19 protein-coding genes are annotated in these 17,707 nt (G+C 45.2%); 16 read left to right on the top strand and 3 right to left on the bottom strand.

The annotated features are described in order from the left end of the window. Nucleotides 1-73: 73 nt before the first annotated feature. Complete coding sequence (locus tag ACHBID_RS07885; RefSeq protein WP_394731961.1) at nt 74-922, bottom strand: helix-turn-helix domain-containing protein; 849 nt, start codon at nt 920-922, stop codon at nt 74-76. 194 nt (nt 923-1,116) lie between these two features. Between ACHBID_RS07885 and ACHBID_RS07880 the strand changes: the two genes are divergently transcribed. The 4 genes from ACHBID_RS07880 to ACHBID_RS07865 all read left to right on the top strand — a co-directional run bounded on the left by ACHBID_RS07880 (nt 1,117) and on the right by ACHBID_RS07865 (nt 5,028). Continuing rightward, the gene (locus ACHBID_RS07880) at nt 1,117-1,242 is read left to right on the top strand and encodes a hypothetical protein (protein WP_266583218.1); all 126 of its coding nucleotides are present in this window, start codon (nt 1,117-1,119) and stop codon (nt 1,240-1,242) included. Between the two features lie 40 nt (nt 1,243-1,282). Continuing rightward, nucleotides 1,283-1,615 (top strand): hypothetical protein, encoded by a 333-nt coding sequence (locus ACHBID_RS07875; RefSeq protein ID WP_172009528.1) that lies wholly within the window; start codon nt 1,283-1,285, stop codon nt 1,613-1,615. A gap of 189 nt (nt 1,616-1,804) precedes the next feature. Next, entirely contained in the window at nt 1,805-2,689 is an 885-nt protein-coding gene (locus ACHBID_RS07870) for an ATP-binding cassette domain-containing protein (protein ID WP_172009527.1), read from the top strand. Continuing rightward, nucleotides 2,686-5,028 carry a hypothetical protein gene (locus ACHBID_RS07865; RefSeq protein ID WP_394731962.1) on the top strand — a complete coding sequence of 781 codons (2,343 nt, stop codon included), beginning with the start codon at nt 2,686-2,688 and terminating at the stop codon, nt 5,026-5,028. The genes ACHBID_RS07870 and ACHBID_RS07865 overlap by 4 nt, the downstream gene beginning before the upstream one ends. Before the next feature lie 45 nt (nt 5,029-5,073). Here the strand turns inward: ACHBID_RS07865 and def are convergent, their stop codons facing one another. Next, entirely contained in the window at nt 5,074-5,688 is a 615-nt protein-coding gene (gene def / locus ACHBID_RS07860) for a peptide deformylase (RefSeq protein ID WP_394731964.1), read from the bottom strand. Between the two features lie 129 nt (nt 5,689-5,817). On the opposite strand from def, the gene ACHBID_RS07855 reads away from it, so the two are divergent. From ACHBID_RS07855 to ACHBID_RS07845, 3 genes are read left to right on the top strand one after another with little or no spacing between them, the layout of a single operon-like run. Continuing rightward, nucleotides 5,818-6,981: an MFS transporter gene (locus ACHBID_RS07855; RefSeq protein ID WP_394731966.1), complete on the top strand. Its 1,164-nt coding sequence runs from the start codon at nt 5,818-5,820 to the stop codon at nt 6,979-6,981. A 36-nt stretch (nt 6,982-7,017) separates the two neighbouring features. After that, nucleotides 7,018-7,644 carry a GNAT family N-acetyltransferase gene (locus ACHBID_RS07850; RefSeq protein WP_394731968.1) on the top strand — a complete coding sequence of 209 codons (627 nt, stop codon included), beginning with the start codon at nt 7,018-7,020 and terminating at the stop codon, nt 7,642-7,644. Continuing rightward, nucleotides 7,635-8,363, top strand: a complete 729-nt coding sequence (locus tag ACHBID_RS07845) for a pseudouridine synthase (RefSeq protein ID WP_394731970.1) — start codon at nt 7,635-7,637, stop codon at nt 8,361-8,363. Before ACHBID_RS07850 ends, ACHBID_RS07845 begins: the two co-directional genes overlap by 10 nt. Nucleotides 8,364-8,404: 41 nt before the next feature. Here the strand turns inward: ACHBID_RS07845 and ACHBID_RS07840 are convergent, their stop codons facing one another. After that, nucleotides 8,405-8,986, bottom strand: a complete 582-nt coding sequence (locus ACHBID_RS07840; RefSeq protein WP_105179248.1) for a xanthine phosphoribosyltransferase — start codon at nt 8,984-8,986, stop codon at nt 8,405-8,407. A gap of 216 nt (nt 8,987-9,202) precedes the next feature. Between ACHBID_RS07840 and ACHBID_RS07835 the strand changes: the two genes are divergently transcribed. From ACHBID_RS07835 to ACHBID_RS07795, 9 genes are all read left to right on the top strand, one after another. Next, nucleotides 9,203-10,510: a nucleobase:cation symporter-2 family protein gene (locus tag ACHBID_RS07835; protein ID WP_394731972.1), complete on the top strand. Its 1,308-nt coding sequence runs from the start codon at nt 9,203-9,205 to the stop codon at nt 10,508-10,510. A gap of 163 nt (nt 10,511-10,673) precedes the next feature. Next, nucleotides 10,674-11,663: a zinc-binding dehydrogenase gene (locus tag ACHBID_RS07830; RefSeq protein ID WP_394731974.1), complete on the top strand. Its 990-nt coding sequence runs from the start codon at nt 10,674-10,676 to the stop codon at nt 11,661-11,663. Continuing rightward, complete coding sequence (locus ACHBID_RS07825) at nt 11,638-12,087, top strand: MarR family transcriptional regulator (protein WP_318823763.1); 450 nt, start codon at nt 11,638-11,640, stop codon at nt 12,085-12,087. Before ACHBID_RS07830 ends, ACHBID_RS07825 begins: the two co-directional genes overlap by 26 nt. Further along, the gene (locus ACHBID_RS07820; RefSeq protein WP_318823762.1) at nt 12,080-12,811 is read left to right on the top strand and encodes an ABC transporter ATP-binding protein; all 732 of its coding nucleotides are present in this window, start codon (nt 12,080-12,082) and stop codon (nt 12,809-12,811) included. Before ACHBID_RS07825 ends, ACHBID_RS07820 begins: the two co-directional genes overlap by 8 nt. Continuing rightward, a complete protein-coding gene (locus tag ACHBID_RS07815) occupies nt 12,811-14,325 on the top strand; it encodes an ABC transporter permease/substrate-binding protein (protein ID WP_394731977.1) in 1,515 nt (504 codons plus the stop codon). The genes ACHBID_RS07820 and ACHBID_RS07815 overlap by 1 nt, the downstream gene beginning before the upstream one ends. A 9-nt stretch (nt 14,326-14,334) precedes the next feature. Then, the gene (locus ACHBID_RS07810; RefSeq protein ID WP_394731979.1) at nt 14,335-15,096 is read left to right on the top strand and encodes a nuclear transport factor 2 family protein; all 762 of its coding nucleotides are present in this window, start codon (nt 14,335-14,337) and stop codon (nt 15,094-15,096) included. 82 nt (nt 15,097-15,178) lie between these two features. Then, a complete protein-coding gene (locus tag ACHBID_RS07805; protein ID WP_394731981.1) occupies nt 15,179-15,694 on the top strand; it encodes a hypothetical protein in 516 nt (171 codons plus the stop codon). A gap of 209 nt (nt 15,695-15,903) precedes the next feature. Then, on the top strand, nt 15,904-17,181 hold the full coding sequence (locus ACHBID_RS07800) for a uracil-xanthine permease family protein (protein WP_394731983.1): 1,278 nt from the start codon (nt 15,904-15,906) through the stop codon (nt 17,179-17,181). Nucleotides 17,182-17,263: 82 nt separating this feature from the next. Beyond that, nucleotides 17,264-17,614, top strand: a complete 351-nt coding sequence (locus tag ACHBID_RS07795; RefSeq protein WP_105111390.1) for a hypothetical protein — start codon at nt 17,264-17,266, stop codon at nt 17,612-17,614. Nucleotides 17,615-17,707: the final 93 nt, after the last annotated feature.

Here is a 17,707-nt window from a genome sequence, read left to right as displayed (position 1 = left end):
ATCCTCCAGTTTTGTTTTTCTAACAGTATACTGGAGGAGGGAGTGAGTAGATAGATACCTTGTTATTGGGCGGTTACTGTTTGATAAGTGATTGGAGGTTGTCGAGTAGAGTTTGCTCGTCCGTCAGTTCTAAGATTTGTAGTCCTTTGTCAATTAGTTCTTGCTTATTCTCAGCAAGTCCGAGATAGACATAGGCACGGGCTAGTTGGTCATAGCGTTTTTCTTGTTTGGCTAGTTCCATGAGTTTGGTGGCAAAAAAAGTAGACTTGCTGTACTGTCTTTGTTCCAAGAAAAAATACGAAAGTGATCGATAATGTGACAGTATAGTGGGTTGAATTTTCTTGTAATCCTTGTATTTTTCTAATCGTTTTAGAAGAAGATTGGCAGTTTCTTCAAGGCTATCAAGTGAAGAAATCTTAGACAGAAGAGTGCCGACCAAGATAATATCGTTATGGTACCAGTTGTCATATCTTTCTAGATCTGACCACAGAAGTTTTGAAAGGGTTTCAGCTTCTTCGGAAAGTTGATTGAAAGAAGTACTGTTTCGAACGGCTACTACAGTTTCTAAAAGTTGACATTTTCGACGGATAGGACCATCATTGGGTTCTTTTTTTAAATGGTCATGGCAACGCTTTATCAAATCCTCCATCATCTTAGTGGTCGGATTTCTGAGATTATCTATATCATAGAGCAATTGTTGGCGTTGGCTAGGTTGATAGTAGTTACAGAGGTATTCGAATTCCTCGAAGGTCATATCCACCTGTTTGAGCAAGAATCGCATGAGTTCGTAGCTGGGAATAGTTTGATTTTTCTCGAAACGAACCAAAGTAGTCCGATTGATAAAATCTCCACATACTTGCTCTTGGCTCAAACGTTTGCTTTTCCGAATGCTTTTATAAACACTTCCGTAATCCCACCGCATAAACTACTCCTTTCAAAAACTGTGAAAATATGCTACAAAATAAAGAATATTTGTAAAAATAGTATATCATAATAATAGAAAATATACAGAGATTTCTATCAGGTAGAAAGGAGAAAAGGAAGAACGGAAATGATATTCTTGGTAGGAATTGAGGTATTCAAGAAAAATCCCATCAGAGAGGAGGACAGGGAAGGATGAAAAAGAAGGTTGCATATATGACACTCCTCATATTGGTCTTACTTATTTCGATCATTCGCACTTTTGGTCTGCCAGAAGAAGATATTTACGAAACCCAACCGGCAACTCATCTGGTGGGGTAGGATGTACTTTTGTTAGCAGAAATAGAAAGAAGGGACTATTATGAAAAAATATGTTAAATTATTGTTGTCTTTATCCTTAGCTAGTAGTTTGCTATCTACTTCAGTAGTTTTTGCAAACGAAATAGTACCATCATTGAAAGACGAGCGTATTACGATACAAGCGGCGCTATCTCGTGTGATTTATACATGGGAAAGTTTTGATAGTTTGTCATTTACACGAATAATGACGAATGCGAATGGTCATCAAGTGCCAGTAAAATTTGAACGCACAGGAGGAATAAGAATTGTTAATGGAAGTCCTGAATTTCGATATGTGGGCATAATTTACGATACAAACTATGGTGTGACATCATTAACACCAGTAACGGAGTGATGGATATTTAATTTTTTTATAGTATATCATTTAGAGGACTAGAGAGGTATTTCTAGTCTTTTAAAATAATAGTATAATCTTTTTAAATGGTGCTATCAAACTATAAAGTTAATCTCCTTATTATTGTAAATTATTCAAAGCTTTATCACAGTTAACTTGCTCTGCCATTTCCCTAAGAAAGGAGTTTCTATGCTAAAAGTTCGTGATATCTGTAAATGCTATGGTAGCCATCAGGTCTTGTCCTATGTGTTCTTTGAGCTACAAGCGGGGGACTTGGTTGCCCTAGTCGGTCCCAATGGTGTGGGAAAATCCACCCTCCTGAATATCATCAGCAATACAGAAACAGCTGACCGTGGGTCAGTAACCATCAATGGTAGACCCAATAGTGACCGAGCGATTTTTCAAGATATGTCTGTCATGTTGGACGCCCAAGCCCTTTATCCGCAGTTGACGGGTTACGACCATCTGACCTATGTGGCTGCGACCCATAAGATGGGGAAGAAGGAAGTGGATGTCCTGGTGGAAGAGTTGGGGATGGGCTACTATGTCAAAAAACGGGTGGCTTGCTATTCCATGGGCATGAAGCAGAAACTTCTCTTTGCCATGGCTGTCCTTCCCAAGCCTAAGCTCTTGTTGCTGGATGAACCCCATATCGGCTTGGATCCGACCAATATCATCCAGCAGCGGGAATTTCTTCTGAACTTACAGGCAGAAGGGGTGGCAATCTTGCTTTCTTCTCACCATCTGTCGGAGATTGAGAAGCTGACCAATCAGGTTTATTTCCTCAAGGCCAGCAAGTTGATTGCCACAGAAGTGGAGTTGACTGCTGATTATGATTACCATCTTGCTGTGGAAAACTCCAAGCAGGTTCAGGAATTTTTACGGGATTATCCTCAACTCTTGTGGAAAAAGGCAGAGCAGGGTCTGGTGGAAATCTTCTTGCCTGAGCGAGATTTACTGGATTGTTTGGATCGTATTCCAATCCAGCAGTTGGTAGGTCTTACAAAAGCCAGCGACTATATGGAGTCCCTCTATCGTGATCTCTACGTGGAGGAAGGTGGTGAGGAGACATGAGGCTGAACTTTGAAATCAAGAAAATCCTCAGGTCGCCTCTTTACTGCCTGCTCGTGCTGGGTTTTCTGGGTCTGGCTTACCTTCCTATTTCTCAGCGCCAAGTCCACCAAGCGACCTATGTGGAAACCTATAAAAAAGAACTGAGTGAATTGGCCAGTGTCTTGGCAGATATAAAAATTGAGGAGGGCTCAGAAGAAGCACAGCGGATGGTGGGCTTGAAATCCGATATAGAAAGTGTCGGTCAGGCCTTGGATGAGGGAAAGTTTGAAGCTATCCCCAACTACCGCAAACTCATGTATCAGGATTTGGACTATTTTATCAGCCGCAATCGACAGCTTTTTCAAACGCGGCAATCCTTGACGCTTAGTGAAGTCGAGCGTTTGGCCAGATGGAATGATTGGTTGCTTGCCTACCAATTGCCTGATGGTCCTGAAAATCAAGCTTGGTCAACAGGGCGTATTGTTCAAGCTTACTTAGAAAGTTTGTTTGGTTTTCTTCCTGTGTTTTTGGTGCTTGGTTTTCTACTTGCCAATCAACTGTCAGAAAAGACAATGGCGCATCAAGTTTGGCAGTTGCGGCAATGGGATAGTCTGAGTTTGCAGGGGATGAGGCGTTTGGTTGCTTCCTTGCTTTCGCTTTTGCTGGCTGTGGGGATAGGTTTGCTCTTTATCCTAGTCTATGATGGGCTGACAGGTCAGTTGGCTGTATCTAGTTTTCAAGCTCCTCTTGAGATGTTGGGTCAGAGTCAGTTGATAGGCTCTTGGCTTTACGGCCTTATCTTGCTTGGTTTTTGGCTGGTCTTGCTTCTAGCTGTTCGCTTGCTATTTGGATTTTTGGACCACTTGTTAGCCAGTCGGCTGACTTTTGTGGTGACGGGGTTACTATTGGCTCTGGGGCTTTCCTATCAGGCAGGTGCAGTAGCTGGTTGGTCAGGTCAAGTATTTCCCTTACTGGCCTTTCCTAGTTTTTTAGACACAGCTGCATTTTCACAGGTCTTTGTAGAGGTGGATGTCTTTCTCCTGCTGACTATTGGACTTTTCTTTGCTTATTATGTGCTGACAGAAAAGAAAAGGCTGGTCCTGACCGTGGGGCATCAGAAGGAGTTAGACACAGGGCGTTTGGACAAGGTTTGGTCTTTTGATGTTCTCATCCTTAGTCGGATCAATTCTTGGAAAGGGCTCGTCTTAGTAAACTTGCTCCTAGCTCTGCTATTTTCCCTAGTAACAGGCCTACAAAAGCAAGAGGTTGCCCAGGAGGAGAGGGTTTCGATGGAGTTGGTTGCCCAGTCCTATGAGCAGAATGGGGCATATGTGGAGGTTTTGCAGTCGGAAATCAACCGTCTGAGGCAGTTGGTCAAAGAGGACGTGAGCTATCAGGAAGAGTTGGAGCTGAGGCTTGGTCTCTTGCAAGAATATCGTGTCTATAAGGAACTCTATGTCAAGCAGTGGCAGGTTTATCAGGACAATCCTAATGCTTTGCCAGCCAGTCACCTTGCTATGCTGGAGACAGAGCAGGTCTATCTATGGGCTAGGGAGGAGAAGGCATTTGCCAATGGTGATATTGGGGCCACCCAGACGGTAGATAATCTTCGCCGTTACCAGACCCGCAATCAGGTCAGTCAGTATTACTGGAAGCAGCTGATGGAGGCTGGGGTGCCAGCAACTAAGCGGGGCAAGGATGTCATTTTGCCCAGCTTGGAAAATCGTTTTGATACCAATGATGCCTTGGTTCCAGTAGATGATCCCTCTTGGGACCGCTCCAGAGATCTGTCAGGTATCGGCAGCCTGCGCTCTTTTTTTGATGGTCCGGCTTATTTGGTGCTGCTATTGCTGGCGGTTTGGATTGGCAGTCGGGGCAAGGCGGTGGAAGTTGCTGGAAAAAACTGGCGTCTTTATCAGACCCAGCCTGTGGATTTGCGTCAGGTTCTATTCACCAAGTGGTTGCTGGGACTGGGGCAGGCACTAGGATTCACAGTGTTCTTTCTCGTTAGCCTTTTCCTAGTCAATAGTCTGGTCGGAGGAATCGGTTATCTGGAAGATGGCCTTATCTTGCTTTCACATTCGGAGAGGGGTATTTTTCTTGAACTCCTGAGGGGACAAGAACTCTGGGCTTGGTTCCTGCCCAATGCTCCTTATCTCTTATGGATGGTGCTTGGCTTGCTAGTATTGGAAATTGTTCTAGTCAGTCTCAATCATCTTTTGCAAGTTCGGTTTTCAAACCGCTTGGTTGTCTTCATCCTACTAACTGGTTTGCTGGCTCTGCTGGACTATCTCCTCTTTCAAGACCTGATTTTGGATGGGCAGGAAATCTTTAGGCAGTTAGCTCTGCTATTTTCATAAAAAAAGAAAAAACTGGCTGAAAATTTTTCAGTCAGTTTCTTATGTTTATTCAATTACCAACATGCCTTCTTTAACAGCCAGTGGGTGTTCTGGGTCGATGCGGTCGTAGAACATGACACCGTTGAGGTGGTCGATTTCGTGTTGGACCACAATGGCATTATAGCCCTTGAGCTTGATGCGGTGCTTTTCTCCGTTTTTGTCCATGTAATCAACAGTCACGCGCGCGTGGCGGACTACGTAGCCTTGGACTTCGCGGTCAACAGATAGGCAACCTTCTCCTCCTTCAAGGGCGGCTTCTTGGACAGAATGAGCCACGATTTTAGGGTTGTACATGACCTCTTGTAGAGAGTAGGCTTGGGCAGGTGGATTGCCTTCTTCGTCTTCTGGGTTTGGGACCAAGACAGCAATGATGCGTTTGGAAACATCAATCTGAGGCGCTGCTAGACCAACTCCGCCACGGAGTTTCATTTTCTCCGCCATGACTGGATCCTGCGAATGTTTGAGAAATTGCAACATTTTTTCGCCTAAAATAATTTCCTGATCAGATAGAGGAAATGCAACTTCTTCAGCGACCTGGCGTAGGGTTGGGTGCCCTTCACGGATGATGTCATCCATGTCAATCAAATGGGCAGCTTTTGTCAATCGTTCAATAACAGACATGATTCTCTCCTTTGGATATCGATAAATTAAGTATAGCATGAAATCTAGGAGAATAAAAGTCTCAGTCACCTATCTATTCTGTCTCGAATTTGCTATACTAGTAAAAGACGAACGTTGAAAGGGAGAAAAATGAAAAGAATTTTAGAAAAAGCCAGTTTGCTGGCCCTGTCCACCATGCTGGTTTCGACATTTGCTGTCTCGCCAGCTATTCCACAGATGATTGAGCATTTTGCTCAGGAAGGAATAACGGCTGGTCAGGTAGAAAACTTAATTACGGTGACGTCATTTGCTATTATGGTAGCCCTCTTGATGAATGGCTTGGTTGTCCGTTTCTTATCGGAACGCAACATTATCATTGCAGGGCTCTTGTTAATGGCAATTGGAGGTGCTTTACCGGTGTTTCTAACTGCCTATCCTCTGATTTTGCTGGCTCGCATCTTGCTTGGTTTGGGGATTGGCTTGATCAATGCGCGTGCGATTAATATCATCGGTAATTTTTTCACCGGTCAGGAACGGGTCAAAATGATGGGCTTGCGTGGTTCAGCAGAGGTTTTGGGAAGCGCAGGGCTGACCCTCCTTGTCGGTTGGTTGACCCAGTTTGGTTGGCAACCTGCTTTCTTGGTCTACCTTTTTGCCTTGGTTATATTGGCTCTCTTCCTCCTCTTTGTTCCCAAGGAGGAATTGCTGGCTCGCATGGAGGTAAAGGTTGAGGAGAACGCGCCCAAGGTCAAACTGGACAAGACCATGTGGATGATGGGAATTTATCTGGCATTCTTAGCCTTCTTTGTTATCAATGTCAATACCTTTCTGACCATTCGTATTCCTCAGATTGTTTTAGCCAAGGGCATCGGTACTGCTCAGCAAGCCAGTCTGATTCTCAGTCTTATGCAGGTCATGGGGATTGTGGCAGGGACGGTCTTTAGTAGCTTGGTTGGTCGTTTGAAGGGTTGGCTTTTAGCTGTTTCCTACGTGGTCTTTGGACTCGCGGTTGTCGGCATTGCCTTTGCGGATAATCTCTGGGTGCTGGGACTTGGTGGTATGGTGTCAGGATTTTTCTACAGCATCATTCTAACCATTGTCTTTAGTCAGGTAACAGACCGTGCACCCAAGGCCTTGCTCAATGCGGTCATGACAATCGTCCTTATGGGCTGCAATATCGGCGGTGCGACATCTGCTATCTTGCCGACTTATCTGGAAAAACTCAACCCAACCCCAACAGGTGCCTTTGGTATTTACGCCATCGGCTGTGCCTTGATAAGCGCAGGCTTGATTTATAAACAACTGAAGAAGTAGGAGCGGATTTCCGCTCCTTTTTGGTATAATATTCTTATGTTAGAAAACAACCGCTTAAATGAATTAATACTCCGTTTTCCAGAGGATGTTCAATTGATTTTTAAGGACATGATTCCCTCTTATCAGCTAGGCTATGTGGATTATGTTTATCAAACAGATAATTATGCCACCCAAAACCGCAGGATTAAAAACTTGTCTAAAAATTTTCGGAAGATGGATTATTTTTACATCATGCCCCTGCCCCAGGATCTGGCATTGGAAATTGCTAACCAATGGTGCTATCAACCACCTTTGGATGCCTATACGATTAGTGCAAACCCCGAGACTTATGCTGAGATGATTTTACCAGAGGCGCGTGGGGACCGCTTTTTTGCAGTCATCCGCAATGCCGCCCTCATGGGCTATTTCTGTATGGACCAAGATGGCGAGACCGTTGACATTCGTTTGGGCATGAAACCTTCTTTGACCGGTCAGGGAAATGGCAGAGCTTTCTACCAGGCTATTGAAGACTATTTAGTAGTGCATGTTCAGCCAGCTAGTATCAAACTGACAGTTGCTAGCTCTCATCAAGTTGCCCAAAAACTCTTTCATGCTCTTGGATTTGCAGAAAGAGAAAAGCAAGCAGAATATATCAAAATGGAAAAGAAACTCGTATGCGATTAGATAAATTTTTAGTGGATTGCGGTGTTGGCAGTCGGACAGAAGTCAAGAAATTGCTGAAAAACAAGCAAGTCACAGTCAACGGCCAAGTTGAAACATCACCCAAACAGCAAATTAACGAAAAACAAGACCAGATTGCAGTAGCAGGTCAGGTCTTGAGCCATGAAACATTTGTTTATTATGTATTGAACAAACCCAAGGGAGTTATTTCAGCCACCGAGGATGACCGCCATCGGACTGTTTTGGACTTGCTAGATGATACAGCTCGCCAGAAGGAAGTTTTTCCAGTTGGACGCCTGGACATTGATACCCATGGCTTGCTCCTCTTGACCAACAACGGTCAGCTGGCTCATGCCATGCTTTCTCCGAAAAAACATGTGGACAAACGCTACCGTGCACAGGTTGACGGGATCATGACCCAAGAGGATGTCGCACGATTTGCGGCAGGAATTGAGCTGAAAGACTTTACCTGTCAACCAGCCCAGTTGACCATCTTGGAGATGGATGAAGTTAAGCAGACCTCGCTCGTTGACATCACCATCCGAGAAGGGAAATTTCACCAGGTCAAACGCATGGTGCAGGCCTGTGGAAAGACTGTGACAGACTTGCAACGATTGACCATGGGGCCACTTCGCTTAGATCCAAAATTAGCGCTTGGAGAATACCGCAGGTTGACTGCTGCCGAATTAAAGCAATTAGAAGTCTTTGGTGTGGAATTATAGATAAATAGAAGAGACTTGCTCCCGATTGGAAGCAAGTCCTTTTAAATATCCGCAGCTGCAAAAACAACCTGTCCATCTTGGAATTTTTCAATACGAGCGAGAGAAGTAACAGGTACACCAGCATCAAGCAAGAGCTGGCGGCCATCTTGGAAGGATTTCTCGATGATGATACCAACCCCGATTACCTGAGCTCCGGCTTGTTGGATAATATCAATCAACCCTTTAGCAGCCTGGCCATTGGCCAAAAAGTCATCAACGATTAGAACACGGTCCTCAGGCGACAAAAACTTACTAGCAATAGAAACGGTGCTAGTAACTTGCTTGGTAAATGAATAGACTTCGGCGGTCAAAATGCCTTCGGTCATGGTAATATTTTTATGTTTTTTAGCAAAAATCATTGGCACATCTAAGCTCTCTGCAACATAGACGGCTGGTGCAATACCCGAGGCTTCGATCGTGACAACCTTGGTAATTTCTTTAGAGCGATAGGCATCTGCCAAGACCTGCCCCATTTCTTTCATCAAGTGAAAATCAACCTGATGGGTCAAGAATGAGTCAACTTTTAAGATGTTTTCTCCTAATACCTGACCGTCTTTTAAAATGCGTGCTTCCAAAGCTTTCATGTTTATCTTCTCCTCCAAATGCTACTTTTGTGTATTATAGCATTTTTTTGATAAAATCAAAACAATAAACGAATTTTCGGGTTGAAATATTGTATATATTGACAAAATCAGCCAAAGAACACGAACGTTTTGTGCTATTTATAACAAAATGTATTGAAAATGGTTGTGTTTTCTGATAGACTAATAGCATTATTTAGGAATAATGAAGGAGAAATCATGTCTCAGAAAAGAACAAATGAACATTCTTCGGAGATGCTTTACGGAATTGATGAACAACCACCAAAAGGGATGGCTGTTTTGCTTGCTTTTCAGCATATTTTAGCAGCTTTTGCAGGAATTATCGCAGTGCCTCTTGTCGTTGCAAGTGCCTTGGGCTTATCGGTAGAAGATACTTCTATTATGGTATCAGCCTCTATCTTTGTTGCTGGGATTGCCACCATTTTGCAATCTAAAGGTTTGGGGCCAATTGGTTCACGTGTCTCTGGTATGATGGGGACGGACTTTACCTTTGCCAATCCAGCAATCAGCGTTGGTAGTCAGTTGGGAATTGCTGGTATTGTAGGAGCAACCATTGCTGGTTCATTTGTAGAGATTGCTCTCAGTCGTTTTGTCAAACCCTTGATGCGCTTCTTTCCGCCATTGATTACGGGGACTGTTGTTTCCCTCATCGGTATTACCCTCATGCCAGTGAGTATGGACTGGGCAGCTGGTGGAGCTGGCGCATCAGACTACGCTTCAGTTGAAAATATCAGTATTGCCTTTATCGTCTTGGTCTTTACTCTGGCATTGAATCATTATGGTAAAGGAATGCTGAAAACAGCGTCAGTCTTCTTCGGTATGGTCTTTGGATATGTCCTCTGTATTCTGCTTGGAAAAGTAGATATGTCTGCTGTTGGAGAAGCAGCCTGGTTTGCTCTTCCTAAAATTTTCCATCATGGTGTAAAATTTGACCTATCTTCTATTCTAGCCTTCATTCCAGCCTATGTCGTATCCTTGATCGGTACGGTCGGAATTATGATGGCCATTGGAGAAGCCTCAAATCAAAAGATTTCTTCTGAGCGGGCAGCAAATGGTGTTCTGGCAGATGGTGTTGGTTCCTTAATTGCAGGTATTTTTGGTGCTGGTCCAAATACAGCCTTCTCACAAAACGTTGGCCTCATTACTTTGACAAAAGTTGCTAGTCGTCATGTTATGATTTTAGCAGGTATTATCTTGACCCTACTTGGTGTCTTTCCAAAATTATCTGCCTTGATTTCCATCATGCCGCAGCCTGTTCTTGGTGGTGTTGGGGTTATCATGTTCGGTTTGGTTGCTGCCCAAGGGATTAAGACTCTTGCAACGATTAAAATTGGAGACCGAGAGCTTTTGATTATTTCCATTGCCTTTGCGCTGGGGATTGGAGTGACCGTTCGTCCAGAATTATTGAGTCATCTTCCGTCGGCTCTTCAAATGGTCTTCTCATCAGGTATTTCAACAGGGACCCTGGCTGCACTTGTCTTGAATCTTGTCTTGAAGGAAAAATAAGTAGTTTGTCAAAATGAAATCAGTTTGACAAAAGAGGCTGAGCTCAAGTCTTAAAAATAGAAAACAGCTTAGAATTACTGGGAAGTAAATAGTCAAAAAACTTGACTATTTTTCTTTTTCTGTTATAATAGTAAAAAAGATTGACTAATGAAAGGGAGTTCCTATGAAGGCTATTGTGGTTTCAAAAGCTGGTGGGCCAGAGGTTTTGGAAGTAAAAGAAGTTGCCAAACCGCAGGTGAAACCAGGTTGGTCCTTGGTAAACATCAAGGGCTTTGGTATCAATCATTCGGAGATTTTTACTAGACAGGGTCTGTCACCAAGTGTTGTCTTTCCGAGAATTTTAGGGATTGAATTGGTCGGCGTCATTGAGGAAACGACGGAGCCAGACAGGTTGCCAGTTGGACAAAGAGTTGTATCCATCATGGGTGAGCTGGGTCGAGCCTTTGACGGTGGTTACGCAGAGTATGCCTTGGTGCCTAATCAAATCCTCTACCCTGTCCAGAGCGATTTGGATTGGGCGGAGCTAGCTAGCGTCCCTGAAACCTACTACACTGCCTACGGTTCCATGAAAAATCTCAAGCTGGAAGCGTCAGATCGAATCTTGGTGCGTGCGGGGGCTAGCGGGGTTGGACAGGCCTTTGTCAAATTGGTGCGGAGCCAGTTTCCAGACCTACCTATCTACGCTTCTGTCCGCAAGCTAGAAAAGACCGATCAGCTGCTTGCCTCTGGTTTCAGCCAAGTCATCCTCGAAAAAGAGGGGCGATTGCAGACGGACCTGACCTTCAGCAAGATTCTTGAGCTGGTTGGTCCTGCTACTCTAGCGGATTCCCTGGCTCATCTGGAGGAGGGTGGTATCAGCTGCTCGACGGGGCAGCTGGGTGGCAAGTGGTATCTGGAGGACTTTGACCCCATTGAGCAGTTGCGGCAGAATGTCTATTTGACTACTTTTTATTCGGGCAATGTCAATCAGGACAAGTTGCAGGAGATGTTTGACTACCTAGCTCGTTATCGGGTGCCAGTTGGGCCTGAGAAGATTTTTAGTTTGGATACCATACAGGAGGCTCACCGCTATTTAGAGGGGGCGGAGGCTTTTGGCAAGGTGATTGTGCTCAATAGGGAGGAAGACGATGACAGAATTGAGACAGCGGAGTAAGAACTTGGCCCGTATCTTTGACCAGCAGGTCGGGCTCTACGAGGGTTATGCACGGCGGCAGAGCCTCAACGGCAAGTGCCTATCGATCCTTATGTGGCTTTATTATAATCCCGGAGGTTTGACACAGAATTTGGTCAGTAAGAAGACTTACTCTAGTAAGCAAGTGGTCAATGCGACTATTAAGAAATTTCTTGATAAGGGCTATGTCTTTTTTGAGGAAAATCCAGCAGACAAACGGCAGAAGAAGGTCAAACTGACCGAGGCTGGCCGTGTCTATGCCAGTCGGATTTTGGATCCCTTGGAAGAGGCAGAAAAAACAGCCCTGTCCCAGTTCAGCTTGGAAGAACAGGGGCAGTTACTGGACCTCTTTGGTCGCTATGGACAGGCCTTGACGGAAATCTTAGGAGGAGAAACCAATGATTGAGTACCAAAATGTGTCCCTGACCTGTCAGGTCAGCGGGCCAATCTTGAAAAATTTGACCTTTGACATTCAAGAGGGAGAATTCTTTGTTTTGATTGGACCAAGCGGGAGCGGAAAAACAACGACGCTGAAACTGATCAACCGCCTGATTGAGCAGACAGACGGAGATATTCGGATTCAGGGCAAGCGGCTGAAAGACTTTGACCTACGTGAGCTACGCTTGGAGACCGGCTACGTCCTGCAACAGATTGCTTTATTTCCAAACATGACCGTGGCTGAAAATATCGCTCTCATCCCTGAGATGAAGGGTTTGAACAAGACTGAAATCTTAGCCAAAACCAGGGAACTCTTGACCAAGGTGGGTTTGGAGCCGGACAGCTATTTGGACCGCTTGCCCAAGGACTTGTCTGGAGGAGAAAAACAGCGGATTGGGATTCTGCGAGCCATCATTGCCAACCCCAAGGTCTTGCTGATGGATGAGCCTTTTTCAGCCCTAGACCCTATTAGTAAAGGGCAGTTGCAGGACTTAATCAAAGACTTGCACGAGGAATTCCAGATGACAACAGTTTTCGTCACGCATGATATGGACGAGGCAGTCAAGCTGGCAGACCGTATCTGCTTGATGAAGGCAGGGGAAGTGGTTCAGCTGGGGACACCTGATGAACTCCGCAACCAGCCTGCCAATGCCTTTGTCAGCGAGTTTATGAAAAATCGGGGAGGTGCCTAATGGATCAGTTGATTGCAACCTTTCTAGAACGCAAGTCGGACTGGCTGACTGCCCTCTTTGAGCACCTGCGGATTTCCCTTCTGGCCTTGATTATCGCCATTGCCATTGCGGTGCCACTGGGCTTGGTCTTGTCCAACAAGAAAAAGCTGACCGAGTGGAGTTTGCAGGTGACAGGCGTTTTCCAGACCATTCCCTCCTTGGCACTTCTGGGGCTCTTTATTCCCTTTATGGGTATCGGAACGCTGCCTGCGGTGGTGGCCCTGGTTATTTATGCCATCTTCCCCATTTTGCAGGGGACTTTGACCGGACTTTCGGAAATCGATCCCTCGCTAGAAGAGGCTGCGACAGCCTTTGGAATGACCAAGCTGGAAAAACTGCGTAAATTCCAGTTGGCTCTGGCCATGCCTATTCTCATGTCTGGCATTCGGACGGCAGCCATTATGATTATTGGAACAGCAACGCTTGCTGCCTTGGTCGGTGCGGGCGGTTTGGGCTCCTTTATCCTCCTTGGAATTGACCGCAATGATTCGGCCCTGATTTTGATTGGGGCGGTGTCGTCGGCAGTCTTGGCAGTCCTCTTTGGCTCGGTCATCAAGTTCTTGCAGGACAAGAAGCCTCGTACCATTCTGGTGGCTCTCTTAGTGACACTTTTGGCAGTCGGAGTTAGCTATGTTCCGCTCAACCAGTCTTCATCGAAAAAGCTAGTCATCGCTGGGAAACTAGGGGCAGAGCCTGAAATTCTTATCAATATGTACAAGCTCTTGATTGAAGATCAAACAGATATCGATGTGGAGCTGCAGCCAAACTTTGGCAAGACCAGCTTCCTATACGAAGCCCTTAAGTCAGGCTCGATTGATATTTATCCAGAGTACACTGGCACCATTACGACCACTCTTTTGACTAGTCCACCGTCTGATCTGTCCAACAATCCTGAGGAGGTTTACAGCTACGCCAAGGAGGCGATTTTGGAGCAGGATAATTTGGTTTATTTGGCTCCGACGGATTTTCAAAATACCTTTGCCTTGGCGGTGATGGAAGACTATGCTCAAGATCATGGTCTTGAAAAGATTTCGGATTTGGCAAAAGTGCGGCAGACAGCTGTCGCAGGCTTCTCTTTGGAGTTTAATGATCGTGAGGACGGGAATGTCGGTCTGACCAATCTGTACGGGCTCAATCTTACTGTTAAAACCATGGAGCCTGCCCTTCGCTACGAAGCCATTAAAAACGGAGATGTACAGATTGTCGAGGCCTTCTCGACAGATAGCAAGGTGGTCACTTACAAGCTGAAAATCCTGGAAGACGACAAAGAGCTTTTCCCACCCTATCAGGCCGCTCCGCTATTGTCCAAAGAAACCCTAGAGAAATACCCTGAGTTGGAGCAAGTTTTGGGGGTTCTTTCAGGCAAAATCTCGACCGAGGAAATGACCCAGATGAACTATGCGGTCGATGTGGAAGGCAAGTCGGCAGAGCAAGTGGCGAGGGAATACCTCGAGAAAGAAAATCTACTAAAATAGGAGAAAATCATGTCACATCAACTAGAAAATGCTAAAAATCTTTACCTCCGTGGCATTCGCGACGGGGAAATCAAGGAAGTCCATGAAAACTATATGGGTGCTACTTACACCCAGCACAGTACGGGTGTGCCTGATGAGAAAGAGGGCTTTGCGACTTTCTTTGAGGACTTTTTCAAACGCAATCCCAAGCGGGAAATAAATATTGTTCGTGCCATTGAAGACGGAAATTTTGTCTTTGTCCATGTCCACCAGAAACTCAATGACGGTGAGGATGAGTGGGTGACGGCGGACATTTTCCGTTCAGATGAAAACGGCCGTATCGTCGAGCATTGGGATGTTATTGATGCCTATCCAAAAAACATTGGCCAAACAGACCCGATTTATGCCGACTTTGAGTTGACAGACCTAGACAAGACCGAGGACAACAAGAAAATTGTCCGTCGTTTCTTGGTCGATGTCCTTCAAAATGGGGAAATCGACAAGTTTGACGACTATGTGGCAGCGGACCTGATTCAGCACAACCAAGAGATTGCCCAAGGCGGTGTGGCCTATAAAAACTATCTGGTCGATAAGGCTATTAACTACGATTTTGTCTTCAAAGTGATGGGACAGGGTAACTATGTGGTGGCTTATTCAAAAGTCTGGATTGCAGGTCAGGATTACGCCCACTTTGACATCTACCGCCTCAATGACGGAAAAATTGTCGAGCATTGGGACAACAAGGAAGTTATGCCAGACAAAAAAGACTTGACCAATCTAGGGAAGTTTTAAGAGGGGGATGTCTCCTTCTTTTTTCTTGACTTGTTTGGTTTCTTGGTTGATAATAGAAAAAAAGATAGTGGAGTAGTTGCTCATGCTTAAATACCTTCGTGCTCTTCCCTTGATTGTGGTGGCAGGTGCTGTTGTTTATCTTTCAATTTGGATGTGGATTGATAACGGGGATTGGACTTACATCATTGCCAGAGTGTCTGGTATGACTGAAAAACATGCTAACAATCTGGCGCTTATTGCTATCGCCATTCAGTCCCTCTTTTTTACGTCCGATTGGTTTTATAGTCGTATCCGTTCCTTTCTAAATCGTCGTTTGGAAAAAGCCAGAGGGCTCAATCGGCAGATTTATCTGGGCTACAAGGCTGGAGTTGAATTCCTGATGGCTCTGCCCAAACGGACCATCTTGTTTAGCTTTTACCTGCTCTTGACTATTTTGGAAAACCTAGGTGTGATTGATAGTGCCAAAGACTATGCGGTGGTCATTGTGTTTATTATTGCCGTGGACCGTGTGACTAAAATATGGCCAGACGAAAAGCGGAGGATGATTGAGTTTAGCCAGAAGATTAAGAAACGGATAAGAGATGCAGGTGATAGCTAAGGTTACTGCTCTGCTATTTTCCCGAGCAACGCTAAAAAGTCTCGAAAATTCCTTGCCAAAAACTATCTCTTTATGCTACAATACCAAAAGCGTAGGTTTTTAAACTCATCCCGTGAGGTGAGAAAGACAACAGGATAATTCATTAAGGGCCTATGACTATGTATATTTAGAAAGTCTGGGTCTTTTTGTGTGCCCAGAATGGGAGATTTATGAGTACAAAAGCCAATCTTTTGTTTGATGTCCATGAGAAACCAGCCCCGCTTCAAGGGATTTTGTTGAGTTTCCAGCATGTATTCGCCATGTTCGGTGCGACGATTTTGGTGCCGCTTATCCTCGGCATGCCAGTTTCGGTTGCCCTCTTCGCCTCAGGTGTCGGGACTTTGATTTACCAAGTAGCGACACAGTTTAAGGTGCCGGTTTACTTGGGTTCATCCTTTGCCTACATCTCAGCTATGGCTCTTGCTATCAAGGAAATGGGTGGCGATGTGTCAGCTGCGCAGACAGGTATTCTCTTTGTCGGCTTGATTTATGTCTTGATTGCTGCACTTGTTAAAGTTATCGGCACCAAGTGGATTGACAGTCTCTTGCCACCAGTTGTTATCGGACCTATGATTATCGTTATCGGTCTGGGTCTCGCCAACTCTGCCGTGACTTCAGCAGGTTTTGTCGCAGACGGTGACTGGAGAAATGTCGTAGCGGCTATTGCTACCTTCTTGATTGCGGCTTTTGTCAATACCAAAGGGAAAGGCTTCGCCAAGATTGTTCCCTTCTTGATTGCCATTGTCGGTGGTTACGTGATTGCCATCTTCCTCGGACTAGTTGACTTTACACCCGTTTTGGAAGCAGCTTGGTTTGAATTACCAGGTTTCTATCTACCATTTGAAACAGGTACTTTCAAATCCTACAATTTCTACTTCGGTCCAGAAATGATTGCCATCTTGCCAATCGCAGTGGTGACCATCGCAGAGCATATCGGAGACCACACGGTTCTCAGCCAAATCTGTGGTCGCCAGTTCTTGAAAGATCCAGGTCTCAGCCGTACCTTGATTGGTGACGGTGTGGCGACTGCCGTATCTGCCTTTATCGGCGGACCTGCTAACACGACCTACGGTGAAAACACAGGGGTTATCGGTATGACCCGCATCGCATCAGTATCTGTTATCCGTAACGCAGCCCTGATTGCCATTGCCTTCTCATTCTTGGGTAAATTTACAGCCCTTATCTCAACCATTCCAAGTGCCGTTCTTGGTGGTATGTCTATCTTGCTTTACGGTGTTATCGCCTCAAACGGTTTGAAGGTTTTGATTGAAAGCCGTGTTGATTTCGGTCAAGTTCGTAACTTGATTATTGCAAGCTCAATGCTGGTATTGGGCCTCGGTGGTGCAGTGCTTAACATCGGTGCCATCACTCTGTCAGGAACAGCCCTCTCAGCCATTGTCGGCATCGTCCTCAACCTTATCTTGCCAAAGGCAGAAAAGGCTGAGTAAATGTGATGATATACAAGCAGAAAGTCAGCTCTAGCTGGCTTTTTGGTGAATTATGATATAGTAGGGGTGAAAAGGAGCAAACATGAAAGAATTAGCTAAAGAAGTTTACAGCAACACCCTCCACATCTGGTACCAGACAGATCTGACGGCAGAACATGCCTATGGTCGGATTTTCGACACTAGCCAGGCTAGTCTGGAGAAAGTGGCGGCCCAATTGCAGGAAGATGTGGCAGATAACCCAAAGGTGGAGGCAATCTTTTGGTATCTGGGCCAGGGGTTGGATCAAATCCTCTTCATGGCCCGCTACCAGCAGGGTAGCTTGCAGGTTCAGGTCAACCTCAAGGATTTTGATTTTGCCCTGCATCTCGATGCGGTGGAGGCTTGGAGAAATGCCCTTATCACAAGGGTACAAGCAGGTCTTTTGGAAAAATAGCAGAGCAGCTCAGCTATTTTTCAAATCAGTTGACAAAAGAGATATTCCTTGATAGAATAAATGAGGTCCAAAAGGACAAATCTAGCTTTTTCT

Source organism: Streptococcus sp. A25 (assembly GCF_043674095.1).
Classification (GTDB): Bacteria; Bacillota; Bacilli; order Lactobacillales; family Streptococcaceae; genus Streptococcus; species Streptococcus suis_V.
The sequence above is the reverse complement of the archived record's forward strand: the minus strand, read 5'-3'. Positions and strand labels throughout refer to the sequence as shown.